At 49.6% G+C, this 15373-nt stretch carries 16 protein-coding genes and 1 pseudogene; 12 read left to right on the plus strand and 5 right to left on the minus strand.

Annotation, left to right across the window (positions count from 1 at the left end; translation table 11 throughout):
- The first annotated feature begins 100 nt into the window (after positions 1–100).
- Genes osmF through OGX92_RS01355 form a run of 4 tightly spaced genes read left to right on the plus strand, consistent with a single transcriptional unit; the run spans position 101 to position 3855 of the window.
- A complete protein-coding gene (gene osmF, locus OGX92_RS01340; protein WP_125112588.1) occupies positions 101–1018 on the plus strand; it encodes a glycine betaine ABC transporter substrate-binding protein OsmF in 918 nt (305 codons plus the stop codon).
- 15 nt (positions 1019–1033) lie between these two features.
- The gene (locus tag OGX92_RS01345; RefSeq protein ID WP_274605767.1) at positions 1034–2200 is read left to right on the plus strand and encodes an ABC transporter permease; all 1167 of its coding nucleotides are present in this window, start codon (positions 1034–1036) and stop codon (positions 2198–2200) included.
- Entirely contained in the window at positions 2193–3140 is a 948-nt protein-coding gene (locus OGX92_RS01350) for an ABC transporter ATP-binding protein (RefSeq protein ID WP_149335149.1), read from the plus strand. The genes OGX92_RS01345 and OGX92_RS01350 overlap by 8 nt, the downstream gene beginning before the upstream one ends.
- The gene (locus OGX92_RS01355; RefSeq protein WP_149335150.1) at positions 3124–3855 is read left to right on the plus strand and encodes an ABC transporter permease; all 732 of its coding nucleotides are present in this window, start codon (positions 3124–3126) and stop codon (positions 3853–3855) included. Before OGX92_RS01350 ends, OGX92_RS01355 begins: the two co-directional genes overlap by 17 nt.
- Here OGX92_RS01355 and OGX92_RS01360 read toward each other — a convergent pair.
- Together OGX92_RS01360 and mlrA are read right to left on the minus strand one after the other, a co-directional pair.
- On the minus strand, positions 3836–3943 hold the full coding sequence (locus tag OGX92_RS01360) for a protein YohO (protein WP_003027354.1): 108 nt from the start codon (positions 3941–3943) through the stop codon (positions 3836–3838). The two genes, OGX92_RS01355 and OGX92_RS01360, sit on opposite strands and share 20 nt — an antisense overlap.
- A gap of 258 nt (positions 3944–4201) precedes the next feature.
- On the minus strand, positions 4202–4933 hold the full coding sequence (gene mlrA, locus OGX92_RS01365) for an HTH-type transcriptional regulator MlrA (protein WP_003027351.1): 732 nt from the start codon (positions 4931–4933) through the stop codon (positions 4202–4204).
- 225 nt (positions 4934–5158) lie between these two features.
- Here mlrA and OGX92_RS01370 point away from each other — a divergent pair, with 225 nt between their 5' ends.
- The 3 genes from OGX92_RS01370 to OGX92_RS01380 are packed head-to-tail and all read left to right on the plus strand — an operon-like array spanning position 5159 to position 8077.
- Entirely contained in the window at positions 5159–6844 is a 1686-nt protein-coding gene (locus tag OGX92_RS01370) for a sensor histidine kinase (RefSeq protein ID WP_003834458.1), read from the plus strand.
- Positions 6841–7560 carry a two-component system response regulator BtsR gene (btsR, locus tag OGX92_RS01375; RefSeq protein ID WP_003834456.1) on the plus strand — a complete coding sequence of 240 codons (720 nt, stop codon included), beginning with the start codon at positions 6841–6843 and terminating at the stop codon, positions 7558–7560. Before OGX92_RS01370 ends, btsR begins: the two co-directional genes overlap by 4 nt.
- 46 nt (positions 7561–7606) lie before the next feature.
- Positions 7607–8077, plus strand: a complete 471-nt coding sequence (locus OGX92_RS01380) for a YehS family protein (RefSeq protein ID WP_003834454.1) — start codon at positions 7607–7609, stop codon at positions 8075–8077.
- A gap of 43 nt (positions 8078–8120) precedes the next feature.
- On the opposite strand, the gene OGX92_RS01385 is transcribed toward OGX92_RS01380, so the two are convergent.
- Together OGX92_RS01385 and metG are read right to left on the minus strand one after the other, a co-directional pair.
- Positions 8121–8579, minus strand: coding sequence for a YehR family lipoprotein (locus OGX92_RS01385; RefSeq protein WP_286586151.1), 459 nt, complete (start codon positions 8577–8579; stop codon positions 8121–8123).
- A gap of 205 nt (positions 8580–8784) precedes the next feature.
- Entirely contained in the window at positions 8785–10818 is a 2034-nt protein-coding gene (gene metG / locus OGX92_RS01390) for a methionine--tRNA ligase (RefSeq protein ID WP_286586152.1), read from the minus strand.
- A gap of 164 nt (positions 10819–10982) precedes the next feature.
- Between metG and apbC the strand changes: the two genes are divergently transcribed.
- The 5 genes and pseudogenes from apbC to OGX92_RS01415 form a co-directional block, all read left to right on the plus strand.
- Positions 10983–12092 (plus strand): iron-sulfur cluster carrier protein ApbC, encoded by a 1110-nt coding sequence (gene apbC, locus OGX92_RS01395; protein ID WP_003027343.1) that lies wholly within the window; start codon positions 10983–10985, stop codon positions 12090–12092.
- 265 nt (positions 12093–12357) lie between these two features.
- On the plus strand, positions 12358–12639 hold the full coding sequence (locus OGX92_RS01400; protein ID WP_286586153.1) for a DUF2574 family protein: 282 nt from the start codon (positions 12358–12360) through the stop codon (positions 12637–12639).
- Between the two features lie 284 nt (positions 12640–12923).
- The gene (yehD, locus tag OGX92_RS01405; RefSeq protein WP_149335153.1) at positions 12924–13451 is read left to right on the plus strand and encodes a fimbrial protein YehD; all 528 of its coding nucleotides are present in this window, start codon (positions 12924–12926) and stop codon (positions 13449–13451) included.
- Between the two features lie 55 nt (positions 13452–13506).
- Positions 13507–14190: a fimbria/pilus periplasmic chaperone gene (locus OGX92_RS01410; protein ID WP_286586155.1), complete on the plus strand. Its 684-nt coding sequence runs from the start codon at positions 13507–13509 to the stop codon at positions 14188–14190.
- Positions 14191–14203: 13 nt separating this feature from the next.
- Positions 14204–15295 (plus strand): annotated as a pseudogene (locus OGX92_RS01415) (fimbria/pilus outer membrane usher protein); the annotation flags it as partial.
- A 15-nt stretch (positions 15296–15310) separates the two neighbouring features.
- Here OGX92_RS01415 and OGX92_RS01420 read toward each other — a convergent pair.
- Positions 15311–15373: IS1 family transposase (locus OGX92_RS01420; protein WP_071603212.1), on the minus strand; the 63-nt coding region annotated here is incomplete at its 5' end.

Genomic DNA, 15373 nt, shown 5'->3' on the forward strand with positions numbered 1-15373 from the left:
CTCAGCGTTACCACCCAATAGCCAGGTTAAGGCTTGATTTTTCGACTATGCTTTTTCCTCAAGTCTCTGAAAAGGGCCGCAAAAGGATGAGGAGTACAGCATGATAATCTCAAAAGTATCGGTGGGTTCGCTGGCGCTGTTAGCCGCGATAAGCCTGCCCTTACAGGCCGCGTCACCCGTCACGGTCGGTTCAAAAATCGATACCGAAGGGGCGCTGCTCGGCAACATTATTTTGCAGGTGCTCGAAAGCCATGGCGTGAAAACCGTCAATAAAGTACAGCTGGGTACCACCCCAGTGGTGCGTGGGGCAATCACCTCCGGTGAGCTGGATATTTATCCGGAATATACTGGTAATGGTGCATTCTTTTTTAAAGATGAAAATGATCCCGCGTGGAAAAATGCGCAGGCCGGATTCGAGAAAGTGAAAAAGCTGGACGCAGAGCAAAATAAGCTGGTCTGGCTAACGCCTGCTCCTGCCAACAATACCTGGACCATTGCAGTACGCCAGGATATCGCGCAAAAGAACAAGCTTGAGTCCCTTGCTGATTTAGGCCGTTACCTGAAAGACGGGGGAACGTTCAAACTTGCCGCCTCTGCTGAATTTATTGAGCGGGCTGACGCGCTGCCTGCGTTTGAAAAAGCCTATGATTTCAAACTGAATCAAAACCAGCTGTTGTCGCTGGCAGGAGGGGATACCGCGGTGACGATTAAAGCGGCGGCGCAGCAGACTTCTGGCGTCAATGCGGCGATGGCTTATGGCACCGATGGCCCGGTTGCGGCGCTCGGTCTGCAAACTTTAAGCGATCCAAAAGGTGTCCAGCCCATTTATGCGCCAGCACCCGTTGTGCGTGAATCGGTGCTGAAAGACTACCCGCAAATGGGAGAATGGCTACAACCGGTTTTTGCCAGCCTGGATGAAAAAACGTTGCAGAAGTTGAATGCCAGTATTGCCGTGGAGGGGCTGGATGCGAAAAAAGTTGCAGCAGACTACCTGAAGCAAAAAGGATGGGTGAAGTAACGGAGTTTGCAGCAGGTGGGTGTTTTGTCAAAGATTTCAGTTAATCGGGTGCTGTTGTTACTGGTACTTCTTACCTTCGCGGCGGCAGCGCTGCCTTTCATTAGCTATGCGCCTAATCGCCTGGTCTCTGGTGAGGGGCGCCAACTCTGGGATATCCGGCCCGACATGGCGTGGGGATTGGCAGTAGCCTGTTTGCTGCTGTTTCTTCTGTGCTTTGTACCGGGAAAGCCCGGCAATATATTGACGCTTGTTATTAGCCAGTTGCTGGTTATAGCAGCGCTGGTAACCGCAGGAACAACAGCAACGTATCTGGCCAAGACGGGAAGTCCACTGGCCAGAACCAGCCTGGGCAGCGGGTTCTGGTTGGGGCTAGGACTGATGCTGCTGGCCGCCAGTGACGCCATTCGTCGCATCACCGAACAGGCGTCATGGCGCTGGCTGTTGCACGCGCAAATGTTTATTTTTCCGCTGGTGCTTTTGTTCTCCGGCACATTTAACGATCTTTCCCTGCTAAAAGAATATGCCAACCGTCAGGATGTCTTCAACGACGCCTTGGCACAACATCTGACAATTCTGTTCGCTACCGTGGTGCCCGCACTCGTGATTGGCGTGCCGCTGGGCATCTGGTGTGCTTTCTCTGTCGCCCGTCAGGGACCGGTATTTGCGGTACTGAATATCATCCAAACCATTCCCTCCGTCGCGCTGTTTGGCCTGTTGATTGCGCCCCTTGCCGGGCTGGTGAAGCATTTTCCCTTGCTGGGTTCACTCGGCGTCGCCGGAACCGGCCTGACGCCTGCGCTTATTGCGTTGGTGCTGTATGCGCTGTTACCGCTGGTGCGCGGCGTAGTAGCTGGATTGCATCAGGTTCCACGCGATGTGCTGGAAAGCGCCCGAGCGATGGGGATGAGCACTTTCCAGCGATTTGTCTCGGTGCAGTTTCCACTGGCGCTGCCGGTCTTCTTGCGCAGTTTGCGGGTGGTGATGGTGCAAACGGTGGGAATGGCGGTAATCGCTGCGCTGATTGGCGCAGGGGGATTTGGCGCGCTGGTCTTTCAGGGATTGCTCAGTAGCGCCGTCGATTTAGTGTTGCTGGGCGTGATCCCGGTTGTGGTACTGGCGGTATTGATTGATGCGCTGTTTGATTTAGGGCTCGCGCTGTTGAAGGTAACAAACAATGATTGAATTTCGCCATGTCAGTAAAACCTATGGTCAGCAAACAGCCGTTGACGACCTTAATCTGCGGTTGGGGGAGGGCAGCTTTTCGGTGTTAATTGGCACGTCAGGTTCCGGGAAATCCACCACGCTGAAAATGATCAATCGGCTGGTTGAACATGACAGCGGACAGATTCGCTTTGCCGGGGAAGAGATCCGCAGCCTGCCGGTGCTGGAGTTAAGGCGGCGCATGGGATACGCGATTCAGTCTATTGGCTTGTTTCCCCACTGGACCGTCGCGCAGAACATCGCCACGGTGCCGCAGCTACAAAAGTGGTCGCGTTCACGTATTGATGACCGAACAGACGAACTGATGGCGCTGCTGGGTCTTGAGGAAAGTTTGCGCCATCGTTATCCGCATCAGCTGTCTGGCGGGCAACAGCAGCGGGTCGGCGTGGCGCGTGCCTTGGCGGCAGATCCGCAGGTACTGCTGATGGATGAGCCTTTTGGCGCGCTGGATCCGGTCACCCGCGGTGCGCTGCAGCAGGAGATGACGCGTATTCATCGTCTGCTCGGGCGTACCATTGTGCTGGTGACGCATGATATCGACGAGGCGCTAAGGCTGGCGGAGCATCTGGTTCTGATGGATGCAGGAAAGGTAGTACAGCAAGGCACGCCGCTGTCGATGCTGACTGCACCGGCGAACGAATTCGTGCAAACATTCTTTGGCCGTAGTGAACTGGGCGTACGTCTGTTGTCGCTTCGCACGGTAGGGGATTTTATCCGTCGCGGTGAACACACCGCCGGTGAACCGTTGGTAGATGAAATGACGCTGCGTGATGCGTTGTCGGTGTTCGTAGCGCGCGGTTGCGACGTCTTGCCGGTCGTGACCCCGCAGGGGGTGTCCTGCGGGACGCTTCATTTTCGTGATTTGCTTTCGGAGATGCCGACCCGTGAAACGTCTTGCTGATCCGTTGTTATGGCTTATTGTCCTGTTTCTGGTCCTGTTAGTTGGGTTGTCTCATAGTCAGGCCTTGTTCAGTGCGCTATTTCCGGCGCTACCGCGTCCCGTGTATCAGCAGGAAAGTTTTGCGGTGCTGGCACTGAGCCATTTTGGCCTGGTGGGGATTTCAAGCCTGATTGCCGTACTTATTGGCACCGGGGCCGGTATAGCTGTAACCCGGCCCTGGGGCGCGGAATTCAGGCCGATGGTGGAAACCATCGCCGCCGTGGGACAGACCTTTCCGCCAGTTGCTGTGCTGGCGATCGCCGTACCGGTGATGGGATTTGGTCCTGAACCGGCAATTATCGCGTTGATCCTGTATGGCGTATTACCGATCTTGCAGGCAACGCTGGCGGGACTCGGCGGAATTTCACCCAGCGTGATGGATATTGCCAGCGGAATGGGCATGAGTCAGGGGCAGCGGCTGCGTAAAGTCGAGTTGCCGCTGGCGGCCCCGGTGATTCTGGCCGGGATTCGCACGTCGGTGATTATTAATATCGGCACCGCAACCATCGCCTCAACCGTTGGGGCGAACACGCTGGGTACGCCGATTATTATCGGGCTGAGTGGGTTCAATACCGCCTATGTGATTCAGGGGGCGCTGCTGGTCGCGCTGGCGGCGGTAATTGTTGACCGCGGGTTTGAGAAATTAGCGAGACATCTTACCCGGCACGTAAAATAAAGGTATAGCCTGCCAGCATGACACCGCCGATACCGCCGATGGCCATCAGCAGGAAGAGGGTAATGACACCGATTTTAGCTGCGCTCATTATGCACTCCTTATGTGAATTCAAGGATTGTACACGTTTGTTAATAGAATATTAAGAGCCTGGACCAGTAGGTGTTATTGGCGCAGACAGTTTGAACACGGCCAGCGCGGAAGAACCGGAGCGTACACGTAGTACGTGAGGATTATTCGCTACGCTCACCCTCCGGCCGCCCTAAAGGGCGTTCAAAACTCTCTGAGTGTTGTCTGAGCACTGCCCTGGTTCGAAATGGCAAGCAAAATAGCCCTAATGGGATAGGCTCTAAATACCGAGTGGATAAATATCGTGACCTAACGCGCGCCATTCATTCAGCTGTTGCTGCTGAGCGGGCGTTTGGTTTTCGCCGCACCAGACAAGCAAGGTGCGACCTTCAAACAGCTCCGGTCGCAGTTGGTTCAGCGAATGGGCAAGGACGTCAATGCGCCATCCCTGCTGGCTGGCGACCCAACCTTCCAGCCATAAGCGGGTCGTATCCTGAATGTTCCAGCCAACCACCAGAGCATCTTTCCCCTGTTTCTTACGTGCTGAGGCCAGACAAATCGCGATGTAGTTGATCAGTACGCCGTCGAGGATCCCCAGTAACGCCTGCAGGATCGGCTGTTGGCATTGCAGACGTCGGCGTAACGGAATGAACAAATGGGTGTTGAGCGTTTGTGCGGGATAATCCTGGCCACGCTCTTTGATCCATAGTCTGAGGCTATGCAGATTATTACTTTGCAAATAGCTCAACAGCGTCTCTTGTTGTTCACGCCAACCGTTATGCACATCAATGCTCTCATTGCTGAGCAACATTTTAACCTTACTTACCTGGACACCGTTGTTTATCCAGCGTTTTATCTCGCGGATCCGGTCAATATCCGCATCGTTAAACAGGCGATGCCCGCCGTCTGTCCGCTGCGGTTTAAGTAATCCGTAACGCCTCTGCCACGCGCGTAAAGTGACAGGGTTGATATCACAAAGCAAAGCCACTTCACCTATTGTGTAAAGCGCCATCGTCGTCTCACTCTTGCTCGCGAGGTCCCAGTTTTACTTTAGACGCTCTTTTGCGAACCAGGTAGTTTTGTCTGTTTTTTGATCTATGAATGGGTGAATTTGTAACCATGCTCGCGCTTTCGAGTGATCGTTCTCACAAATTCGTCTTTTTTTGCAACACTTCAAAGAAAGTTACACGCAGCCCATGTATGTTACGCGCTTTTAAGTGATGTGTGGTTGGCGGGTATGTACGAGTTTAATCTGGTGTTGCTGCTGCTTCAGCAGATGTGTGTGTTCCTCGTTATCGCGTGGCTCATGAGCAAAACGCGTTTGTTTATCCCGCTGATGCAGGTGACTATCCGACTCCCGCATAAACTGCTTTGCTATGTTACTTTTTCCATTTTCTGCATTTTAGGCACCTATTTCGGGCTGCATATCGATGACTCTATTGCTAACACTCGCGCTATTGGCGCGGTGATGGGCGGGCTGCTTGGCGGCCCGGTGGTCGGTGGCTTAGTTGGTCTTACCGGCGGTTTGCATCGTTATTCTATGGGTGGGATGACAGCGCTTAGCTGCATGATCTCGACCATTGTGGAAGGGTTGCTCGGCGGGCTGGTGCACAGCGTGCTCACCCGTCGTGGTCGTACCGATAAAGTCTTTAGTCCGCTGACTGCGGGGGCGATTACCTTTGTCGCCGAACTGGTGCAGATGCTGATCATCTTACTAATTGCCCGTCCGTTTGACGATGCGTTTCGGTTGGTCAGCAATATTGCCGCGCCTATGATGGTAACCAATACCGTGGGCGCTGCCTTGTTTATGCGTATTTTGCTCGATAAACGGGCGATGTTTGAAAAATATACCTCCGCTTTTTCCGCCACAGCACTCAAAGTTGCCGCCTCAACGGAAGGTATTTTACGCCAGGGGTTCAACGAGGTTAACAGCATGAAGGTTGCTCAGGTGCTGTATGAAGAGCTGGATATCGGTGCGGTGGCGATTACCGATCGTGAGAAACTGCTGGCATTTACCGGTATTGGCGACGATCACCATCTACCCGGAAAACCTATTTCATCGTCATATACCCAACGCGCGATTGAAACCGGAGAGGTGGTGTATGCCGATGGGAATGAAGTTCCTTACCGTTGCTCTTTGCACCCGCAATGCAAATTAGGCTCGACGCTGGTGATCCCTCTGCGAGGTGAAAACCAGCGGGTAATGGGGACCATCAAACTGTATGAAGCCAAAAACCGTCTCTTTAGTTCGATCAACCGTACGCTGGGGGAAGGGATCGCCCAACTGCTTTCGGCACAGATTCTGGCCGGGCAGTATGAGCGGCAAAAAGCGATGCTCACGCAGTCGGAAATAAAACTCCTGCACGCCCAGGTCAATCCCCATTTTCTGTTTAATGCACTTAACACCATCAAAGCTGTGATCCGACGCGATAGCGAGCAGGCCAGCCAACTGGTGCAGTATCTGTCGACGTTCTTTCGTAAAAATTTAAAACGCCCGTCGGAAATTGTGACGCTGGCCGATGAAATTGAACACGTTAATGCTTATCTGCAAATTGAAAAGGCACGATTCCAGTCGCGTCTTCAGGTGACCTTGACGGTGCCAGAAGAACTTTCGCATCAGCAATTACCCGCCTTTACTCTGCAGCCCATCGTGGAGAATGCCATCAAACACGGCACTTCTCAGTTACTGGATACCGGTGAAGTATCGATTACCGCCCGTCGAGAAGGGCAATATCTGATGCTGGATATTGAAGACAATGCTGGGCTGTATCAGCCAACCTCAGAAGCCAGTGGACTGGGTATGAATCTGGTCGATAAACGACTGCGCGAGCGGTTTGGCGATGATTTTGGCATCAGCGTAGCGTGTGAACCTGACCGCTTTACCCGAATCACTTTACGACTTCCTCTGGAGGAACTGGCATGATCAAAGTGCTGATTGTCGATGACGAACCGTTAGCCCGGGAGAATCTGCGGATCCTGTTGCAAGAGCAAAGCGACATCGAGATTGTCGGTGAATGTTCGAATGCGGTGGAAGCCATTGGCGCGGTGCATAAATTGCGTCCGGATGTTCTGTTCCTTGATATTCAGATGCCGCGAATCAGCGGCCTGGAAATGGTTGGTATGCTTGATCCTGAGCATCGTCCATACATTGTTTTTCTGACCGCCTTTGATGAGTATGCGGTGAAAGCCTTCGAAGAACATGCGTTTGATTATCTGCTCAAGCCGATTGAAGAAACACGGCTGGAAAAAACGCTAATCCGTTTGCGTCAGGAGCGCACCAAGCAGGATGTATCACTGCTACCAGAAAATCAGCAGGCACTGAAGTTTATTCCGTGCAGCGGCCATAGTCGGATTTATTTGCTGCAAATGGATGATGTGGCGTTTATCAGCAGTCGCATGAGTGGTGTGTATGTGACGAGCAGCGATGGTAAAGAAGGCTTCACTGAGTTGACGCTCAGGACGCTGGAGAGCCGTACTCCTCTGCTGCGTTGTCATCGGCAATATCTGGTGAATATGGCGCAATTGCAGGAGATCCGTCTGGAAGACAACGGTCAGGCGGAACTGATTTTGCGTAACGGACTGACCGTTCCGGTGAGTCGTCGTTATCTTAAAAGTCTAAAAGAGGCGATTGGACTGTAAAACTGATACACTGCGCGCCATTGCATCACCGACAGTTGAAGGCTCTATGCTAAGTAACGATATTCTTCGTAGCCTGCGCTACACCCTAAAAGCGAACAATAACGACATGGTGCGTATTCTTGCGCTTGCTGACATGGAATCCACCTCCGCAGGTTTCGATACCTGGATGACAAAAGAAGATGAAGCAGGGTTTGTTCGTTGCCCGGATATCATTCTCTCCGGTTTTTTAAACGGCCTGATTTATCATCTGCGTGGTAAAGATGATTCTGCACCGGAACTGGCGCTGGAGCGTCGTGTTAATAACAATACGGTGCTGAAAAAGCTGCGTATCGCTTTTTCGCTGAAAACCGACGATATTCTGGCTATTATGACCGAGCAGAAATTCCGTGTGTCGATGCCGGAAATTACCGCCATGATGCGTGCACCTGATCATAAGAACTATCGCGAATGCGGCGATCAGTTCCTGCGTTATTTTCTGCGTGGTTTGACATCACGGGTACATAACGCGAAGCCATAAAGAAAAAATGGGCGACGCCGATTAACATCGGGTCGCCGATGGTTTACTTCACTTCTTTAAAACCCGCCGATTCCATTACCGTTTGCATTTGCTTCATGCTGATGTTTTTATCGGCGTTTTCAGATAGCTTCATCCCTGAAATAGCCTGCAACGCTTTTATATCAACTTTTTCCATATAGATAGTGACATTTTCTTGCGCGTAGGTATCTGAATAGGTGAGTTTTTCTTCTATGCCAGTAATGTTTTGATATTTGGCGCTTAATGCGTCGAATACTTTTGCTGCCTCCTCTTTATTGCTGGCACCGACTGACGCATAGCTAATTTTACTTTCGGAGATTTGCTTCAGGACTTTATCACCTTTATAGGTGTAAGAGACGGTGATATCAGAACCATTAAGGTTGGCATTGAATGTTTTTGTCTCTTCTTTATCACCACATCCCGCCAGGGAAAAAACCACAATCGATGCCACGGCGAGAAAAAATAATTTTTGTAACGCTTTCATGTAAAACTCCATTTCATGAATATCGGATGTTAAATAATAACGTCCACGAATCTGGTGAGCTCAGACTATCTTGATACCAGAGCAGTATAGAATAAATCTAATATTAACAACGAAGCAGTCCGAAAATGGAGCTGGGGTTGAGATTAGAGGAAGCACTTGCGTAGCAAAAAAAAGCGCTGCAGTTGCAGCGCTTGAGATGTTTGATTTACTTCACCTGTTGGCCTGGTTTTGCACCTTCATCCGGGCTTAACAGGAAGATATCTTTCCCGCCAGGACCTGCGGCCATCACCATCCCTTCGGAAATGCCGAAGCGCATCTTACGAGGAGCCAGGTTGGCAACCATAATGGTCTGGCGGCCAATCAGGACCTGCGGATCTGGATACGCAGAACGAATACCAGAGAAGACGTTACGTTTCTCACCACCGAGATCCAGCGTCAGACGCAGCAGTTTGTCGGAACCTTCCACGAACTCGGCGTTTTCAATCAGCGCTACGCGCAGGTCAACTTTGGCGAAATCGTCAAAGGTGATGGTTTCCTGAATCGGGTCATCCGCCAGCGGGCCGGTAACCGGTGCAGCAGCTGCTTTCACTTCTTCTTTCGACGCTTCAACCAGCGCTTCAACGTGTTTCATGTCGATACGATTGTAGAGCGCTTTAAAGGTGTTGACCTTGTGGCCGAGCAGTGGCTGCTCAATGGCATCCCAGCTCAGTTCGCTGTTCAGGAAAGCTTCAACACGTTCAGCAAGCGTTGGCAGAACCGGTTTCAGGTAGGTCATCAGCACGCGGAACAGGTTGATACCCATAGAGCAGATCGCCTGCAGGTCGGCATCGCGGCCTTCCTGTTTGGCCACGACCCACGGTGCCTGTTCGTCAACGTAGCGGTTTGCCACGTCGGCCAGCGCCATGATTTCACGGATCGCTTTACCAAATTCGCGGCTTTCCCATGCTTCGCCAATCACCGCTGCGGCGTCGGTGAAGGTTTTATACAGCGCTGGGTCGGCCAGCTCAGCCGCCAGAACGCCGTCAAAACGCTTAGCAATAAAGCCGGCGTTACGGGATGCCAGGTTGACTACTTTGTTGACGATATCGGCGTTAACGCGCTGGACAAAGTCTTCCAGGTTTAGGTCGATGTCATCAATACGTGAAGAAAGCTTCGCGGTGTAGTAGTAGCGCAGGCTGTCGGCATCGAAGTGCTTCAGCCAGGTGCTGGCCTTAATGAAGGTGCCGCGAGATTTGGACATCTTCGCGCCGTTCACCGTCACATAACCGTGTACAAACAGGTTGGTCGGCTTACGGAAGTTGCTGCCTTCCAGCATGGCAGGCCAGAACAGGCTGTGGAAGTAAACGATATCTTTACCGATGAAGTGATATAGCTCGGCGTCGGAATCTTTCTTCCAGTATTCGTCAAAACTGGTGGTGTCACCGCGCTTATCGCACAGGTTTTTGAATGAACCCATATAGCCAATTGGCGCGTCCAGCCAGACATAGAAGTACTTGCCAGGCGCATTCGGGATTTCAAAACCGAAGTACGGGGAATCGCGAGAGATATCCCACTGTTGCAGGCCGGATTCGAACCATTCCTGCATTTTGTTGGCGACCTGCTCCTGTAACGCGCCGCTGCGTGTCCACGCCTGCAGCATTTCGCTGAATGACGGCAGATCAAAGAAGAAGTGTTCGGAGTCACGCATCACCGGCGTTGCGCCAGACACGACGGATTTCGGCTCGATAAGTTCGGTCGGGCTGTAGGTTGCGCCGCAGACTTCACAGTTATCGCCGTACTGATCCGGAGACTTACATTTCGGGCAGGTGCCTTTAACGAAACGGTCCGGCAGGAACATGCCTTTTTCCGGATCGTAAAGCTGGGAGATTGTGCGGTTCTTAATAAAACCGTTCTCCTTCAGGCGAGTATAAATCAGCTCAGACAACTCACGGTTCTCTTCGCTGTGCGTCGAGTGGTAGTTGTCGTAGCTGATGTCAAAACCTGCAAAATCAGTCTGATGCTCCTGACTCATTTCACCGATCATCTGCTCTGGCGTGATCCCAAGCTGCTGTGCTTTCAGCATGATTGGCGTACCGTGTGCGTCGTCCGCGCAGATGAAGTTAACCTGGTGGCCGCGCATTCGCTGGTAACGGACCCAGACATCAGCCTGGATGTGCTCCAGCATATGGCCGAGGTGGATTGAGCCGTTGGCGTACGGCAGCGCGCACGTTACCAGAATTTTCTTCGCGACTTGAGTCATAGTGGGCAATTACTTCTTTTGTAGTGAAAAGGGCTTTGATAGTACCAAAATGGTAATTACTGCGCCAAGCGATAAGGGCATTTATCCGTAAATGAATAATTGTTGCGGTTGGAGTAAACTACCTGGTGACTATTGTATATTCAGAACAACAAAAAGGAGTCGGGATGAACGCACAATCCCAGGCCAAATCACCAGAGACCCTGCGCGCCATGGTTGCCGGGACGCTGGCGAATTTTCAGCATTCAACCCTGAAGCATAATCTGACGACGCTTAAAGCGTTGCACCACGTCGCCTGGATGGATGACACGTTGCACGTTGAGCTGGTCATGCCGTTTGTCTGGCATAGCGCGTTTGAGGACTTAAAAGAGCAATGTAGCGCCGATCTGCTGCGTATTACCGGTGCGAAAGCGATCGACTGGAAACTGTCGCATAACATCGCGACGCTGAAACGCGTGAAAAACCAGCCGGGTATTAATGGTGTGAAAAACATCATCGCCGTCAGTTCAGGTAAGGGTGGTGTGGGTAAATCCTCTACCGCCGTGAACCTGGCGCTGGCGCTGGCTGCAGAAGGGGCGAAGGTGGGGATTCTGGACGCCGATATTTATGGTCCGTCTATCCCGACAATGCTTGGCGCGGAAAACCAGCGTCCAACCTCGCCAGATGGTACCCACATGGCACCGATCATGTCTCATGGTCTGGCAACGAATTCCATTGGTTATCTGGTCACTGACGATAACGCAATGGTATGGCGCGGCCCGATGGCCAGTAAAGCGCTGCTGCAGATGTTGCAGGAAACCTTATGGCCGGATCTTGATTATCTGGTACTGGATATGCCGCCGGGCACCGGTGACATCCAGCTGACGCTGGCGCAGAACATTCCGGTAACGGGCGCGGTTGTTGTCACTACGCCGCAGGACATCGCGCTGATCGATGCGAAAAAGGGCATCGTGATGTTCGAAAAAGTCGAAGTGCCGGTACTGGGTATTGTTGAGAATATGAGTATGCATATTTGCAGCAACTGCGGTCACCATGAACCGATCTTCGGTACCGGTGGGGCACAGAAGTTGGCGGAACAGTATCACACCCAACTGCTGGGACAGATGCCGCTGCATATTTCTCTGCGTGAAGACCTCGATCGTGGTACGCCGACGGTGATCAGCCGTCCTGATAGCGAATTTACTGCTATTTACCGCGACCTGGCAGGACGAGTGGCTGCACAGCTCTACTGGCAAGGAGAAGTTATTCCGGGCGAGATTGCCTTCCGCGCGGTGTAATTTATAGCATTACAGATATTCACCGCATCAATGTATTATTGATGCGGTGAATATATTAAATTTAAAAATCTTACGATATTGTTCATTCTGCGTTTATAATTCATGCCTTTTTCCGAATAAATCACCTCGATGCATCATTATAATTGATCAAATCTATCTCATTAATCTACAATTTCAATTGGTTCAAATAGGGTGTTATGCCCATAATCTGCTGAACAGGTCCTCTGTATGCTATTTGATGCTAACCACAGGAATAACGATTAAAATGAAAAAAAGTTTACTGATGGGAATTATAGCTCTGACTTATGGAATGAGCGCCCCTACCTTTGCTTCCGATACTGCGACCTTAACAATCAGTGGGCGAGTCGTTGAACCAACCTGTAGTGCTGACGTCGTGAATAACAACGTTCAACAGAAATGCGGTCAATCTCTTCATCTTTCAAATGTCAGTCATGTGGATTCTGTTCCAGCGAGGGGCGTCGTGACCGAGATCGTTTCTGTACCAGGGGATTCTTTGCGACAGATAGTGTTAAACCGTTACGATTAAACTAAGAATCTCAGTGTTTATATTAAGCACTCATCATTTATATGAATGATGAGTGCTTTTCTATTTCTCTAACAAATAAAAACGACAATTAATAACGCTAATTTATTAAATATATAAATAGTGTTTATCTTCACTTATTTGTTGCAATTATATTGCAATTAGTAACTTGTTTTAAATCAACAAAACAACGTGTTCACATTGCGATAACGTTTTTGTTGTGCGAATTTAATTTCAAGAGATAACAACTCTTAATAAATAGAAATTACTTAATTAAGGAAGATACTATGAAACGTTCAATTATTTCTGCTGCTGTGCTGTCTTCTGTATTTATGAGTGCCGGGGCTTTTGCTGTTGATTATGATTCTGGTGTTCTGAAAATTAACGGTAAAGTTGTAGGAACGACCTGTCAGTTTGTCGGGAGCAATACAGCTGAAATTAGCCTGAACGAAATTGGTAAAGATAAGTTATCCGATCTGCAAGCAGGTGCAGTTTATACAGATGTAATGAACAGCACTCAAATCCCTCTGAAGATTAAATGTGATCCAGATAAAGTACCCCGCATTACATTTTCATCAACTCAATTTGATAGTAATAATATTACCTATAATAACGGAACTGCCACTGGTGTAGGTTTTGCAGTATATTATGGTGATTCTACTGAGAAAGTTAACCCACAGGATGGTGTTGAATTAGATTCCAATTCAGAGGGCCTATACGATCTCAATTTTTCCGCCCGCTATGCGCGTTTAGCAGGGGAAGTAGCAGCTGGTGACGTTAATTCGACTCTGACCTTAACTGTTGTCACTGACTGATGTATTACACCGGCGGCATTCGCCGCCGGTTATTTTTGAGTAAGGCCGCGTAATGATGAAACGATTAGCTGTAATATTATTATCTACCATAATTCTTCCCTCGCATGCTGGTATTGTGATTTATGGTACGCGTGTGATTTACCCGGCAGAGAAAAAAGAAGTTGTTGTACAATTAATGAACCAAGGAGGGAGTGCATCACTGGTGCAGTCCTGGATTGATGATGGTGATACCTCGTTACCACCAGAAAAAATTCAGGTCCCATTTATGTTGACACCACCTGTGGTGCGTGTTGCCGGTGAGTCTGGTCAGCAAATTAAAATTAAAAAAATGTTCAACGCTCTGCCGGAGAACAAAGAGAGTCTTTTCTATCTAAACGTTCTGGATATTCCACCTAACAATCCTGAAAGTGCCGGTAAAAACGTACTGAAATTTGCGATGCAGAACAGAATAAAGTTGATCTGGCGTCCCAAGAGCATTGCTGCTGTCAATAAAAACAGTTTTCAGCACATTACTGTTTTTCGTAATAATAGAGCAGTGGTAATGAAAAATGATACTGCTAACTGGATTACCGTCACGGATGTAAAGGCAGGTCAGGTAAAAATAAACGATAAAACAATTATGTTGGCACCATTATCTACTCTGAGCGTAGATATGAAACCTGCTGCTGAAAAACAATATGAATTAACGATTATCGATGATAACGGGAATTATATTAGCAGTAAAACCAATGTAAAATAAACAGGAGCTGATTATGCCAAGAATGACGCCTGTTGCATCGGCTGTATTGGTTCTGCTTGCATATCAGACTCAGGCTGTAGCAGTAGAAACATTCGATACTCATTTTATGATGGGTGGAATGAAAGATCAAAAATTATCAAATTTTCAACTTGATGAAAATAAACCAATTCCTGGGCAATATGATCTGGATATTTATGTTAATAAACAGTGGCGCGGTAAATATGAAATAACAGTAGGCGATGAACCCGATGATACATGTATATCTGATGAGGTATTGCGCAAGCTTGGTGTACTGGTCGATGGCCTGAAATCACTGGCAGCAGGGCATTGTATTACACTAAAGAGTGTTGTCAGAAGTGGCAGTTATGTTTTTGATATCGGTGTTTTCCGTCTGGATCTGAGCGTTCCACAGGCATATGTTACTGAGGTGGAATCAGGATACGTATTGCCTGAAAACTGGGAGCGTGGGATCAACGCTTTTTATACATCCTATTATGCCAGCCAGTATTATAGTGATTATAAAGATGCGGGTAATAACAAAAGTACTTACGTGCGGTTTAACAGCGGCTTGAACATACTGGGTTGGCAAGCGCATGCGGATACCAGCTTCAATAAAACTGATGACAGTCGTGGAGAATGGAAAAGCAATACACTGTACCTGGAGCGTGGTTTTGCCCAAATTCTGGGAACGTTGCGTGCCGGGAATATGTATTCCTCTTCGGATGTCTTCGATTCCGTGAGGTTTACAGGCATACGCTTGTTCCGTGATATGCAAATGCTACCTAACTCTAAGCAAAATTTTACGCCTTTGGTGCAGGGGATTGCCCAGAGCAATGCACTAGTGACCATCGAACAGAATGGCTTTATTGTTTACCAGAAAGAGGTTCCACCCGGTCCCTTTTCTATTGCTGATTTGCAACTTGCAGGCGGGGGCGCAGATCTTGATGTGACCGTACGAGAAGCGGACGGATCGGTTACAACGTATCTGGTGCCGTATGCTTCAGTACCCAATATGTTGCAGCCAGGCGTGTCAAAATATGATGTTGTTGCCGGACGCAGTCATATTGAAGGTGCCAGTGATCAGTCTGATTTTGCCCAGGCAAGCGGTAATGACTCCAACTTATTGATAGTGTTTTATGTTCAGATAATGCCCGATGACTTTGTCATGCAGCTCCACCGATTT

It is taken from the genome of Citrobacter sp. Cpo089 (assembly GCF_030332695.1).
Taxonomy (GTDB): Bacteria; Pseudomonadota; Gammaproteobacteria; order Enterobacterales; family Enterobacteriaceae; genus Citrobacter; species Citrobacter portucalensis.

Bases quoted from the DNA above. Each gene is read 5' to 3' on its own strand.
- osmF (WP_125112588.1), top strand. From the start codon at position 101: ATGATAATCTCAAAAGTATCGGTGGGTTCGCTGGCGCTGTTAGCCGCG.
- OGX92_RS01350 (WP_149335149.1), top strand. From the start codon at position 2,193: ATGATTGAATTTCGCCATGTCAGTAAAACCTATGGTCAGCAAACAGCC.
- OGX92_RS01360 (WP_003027354.1), bottom strand. From the start codon at position 3,943: ATGAGCGCAGCTAAAATCGGTGTCATTACCCTCTTCCTGCTGATGGCC.
- mlrA (WP_003027351.1), bottom strand. From the start codon at position 4,933: ATGGCGCTTTACACAATAGGTGAAGTGGCTTTGCTTTGTGATATCAAC.
- OGX92_RS01370 (WP_003834458.1), top strand. From the start codon at position 5,159: ATGTACGAGTTTAATCTGGTGTTGCTGCTGCTTCAGCAGATGTGTGTG.
- btsR (WP_003834456.1), top strand. From the start codon at position 6,841: ATGATCAAAGTGCTGATTGTCGATGACGAACCGTTAGCCCGGGAGAAT.
- OGX92_RS01380 (WP_003834454.1), top strand. From the start codon at position 7,607: ATGCTAAGTAACGATATTCTTCGTAGCCTGCGCTACACCCTAAAAGCG.
- OGX92_RS01385 (WP_286586151.1), bottom strand. From the start codon at position 8,579: ATGAAAGCGTTACAAAAATTATTTTTTCTCGCCGTGGCATCGATTGTG.
- metG (WP_286586152.1), bottom strand. From the start codon at position 10,818: ATGACTCAAGTCGCGAAGAAAATTCTGGTAACGTGCGCGCTGCCGTAC.
- apbC (WP_003027343.1), top strand. From the start codon at position 10,983: ATGAACGCACAATCCCAGGCCAAATCACCAGAGACCCTGCGCGCCATG.
- OGX92_RS01400 (WP_286586153.1), top strand. From the start codon at position 12,358: ATGAAAAAAAGTTTACTGATGGGAATTATAGCTCTGACTTATGGAATG.
- yehD (WP_149335153.1), top strand. From the start codon at position 12,924: ATGAAACGTTCAATTATTTCTGCTGCTGTGCTGTCTTCTGTATTTATG.
- OGX92_RS01410 (WP_286586155.1), top strand. From the start codon at position 13,507: ATGAAACGATTAGCTGTAATATTATTATCTACCATAATTCTTCCCTCG.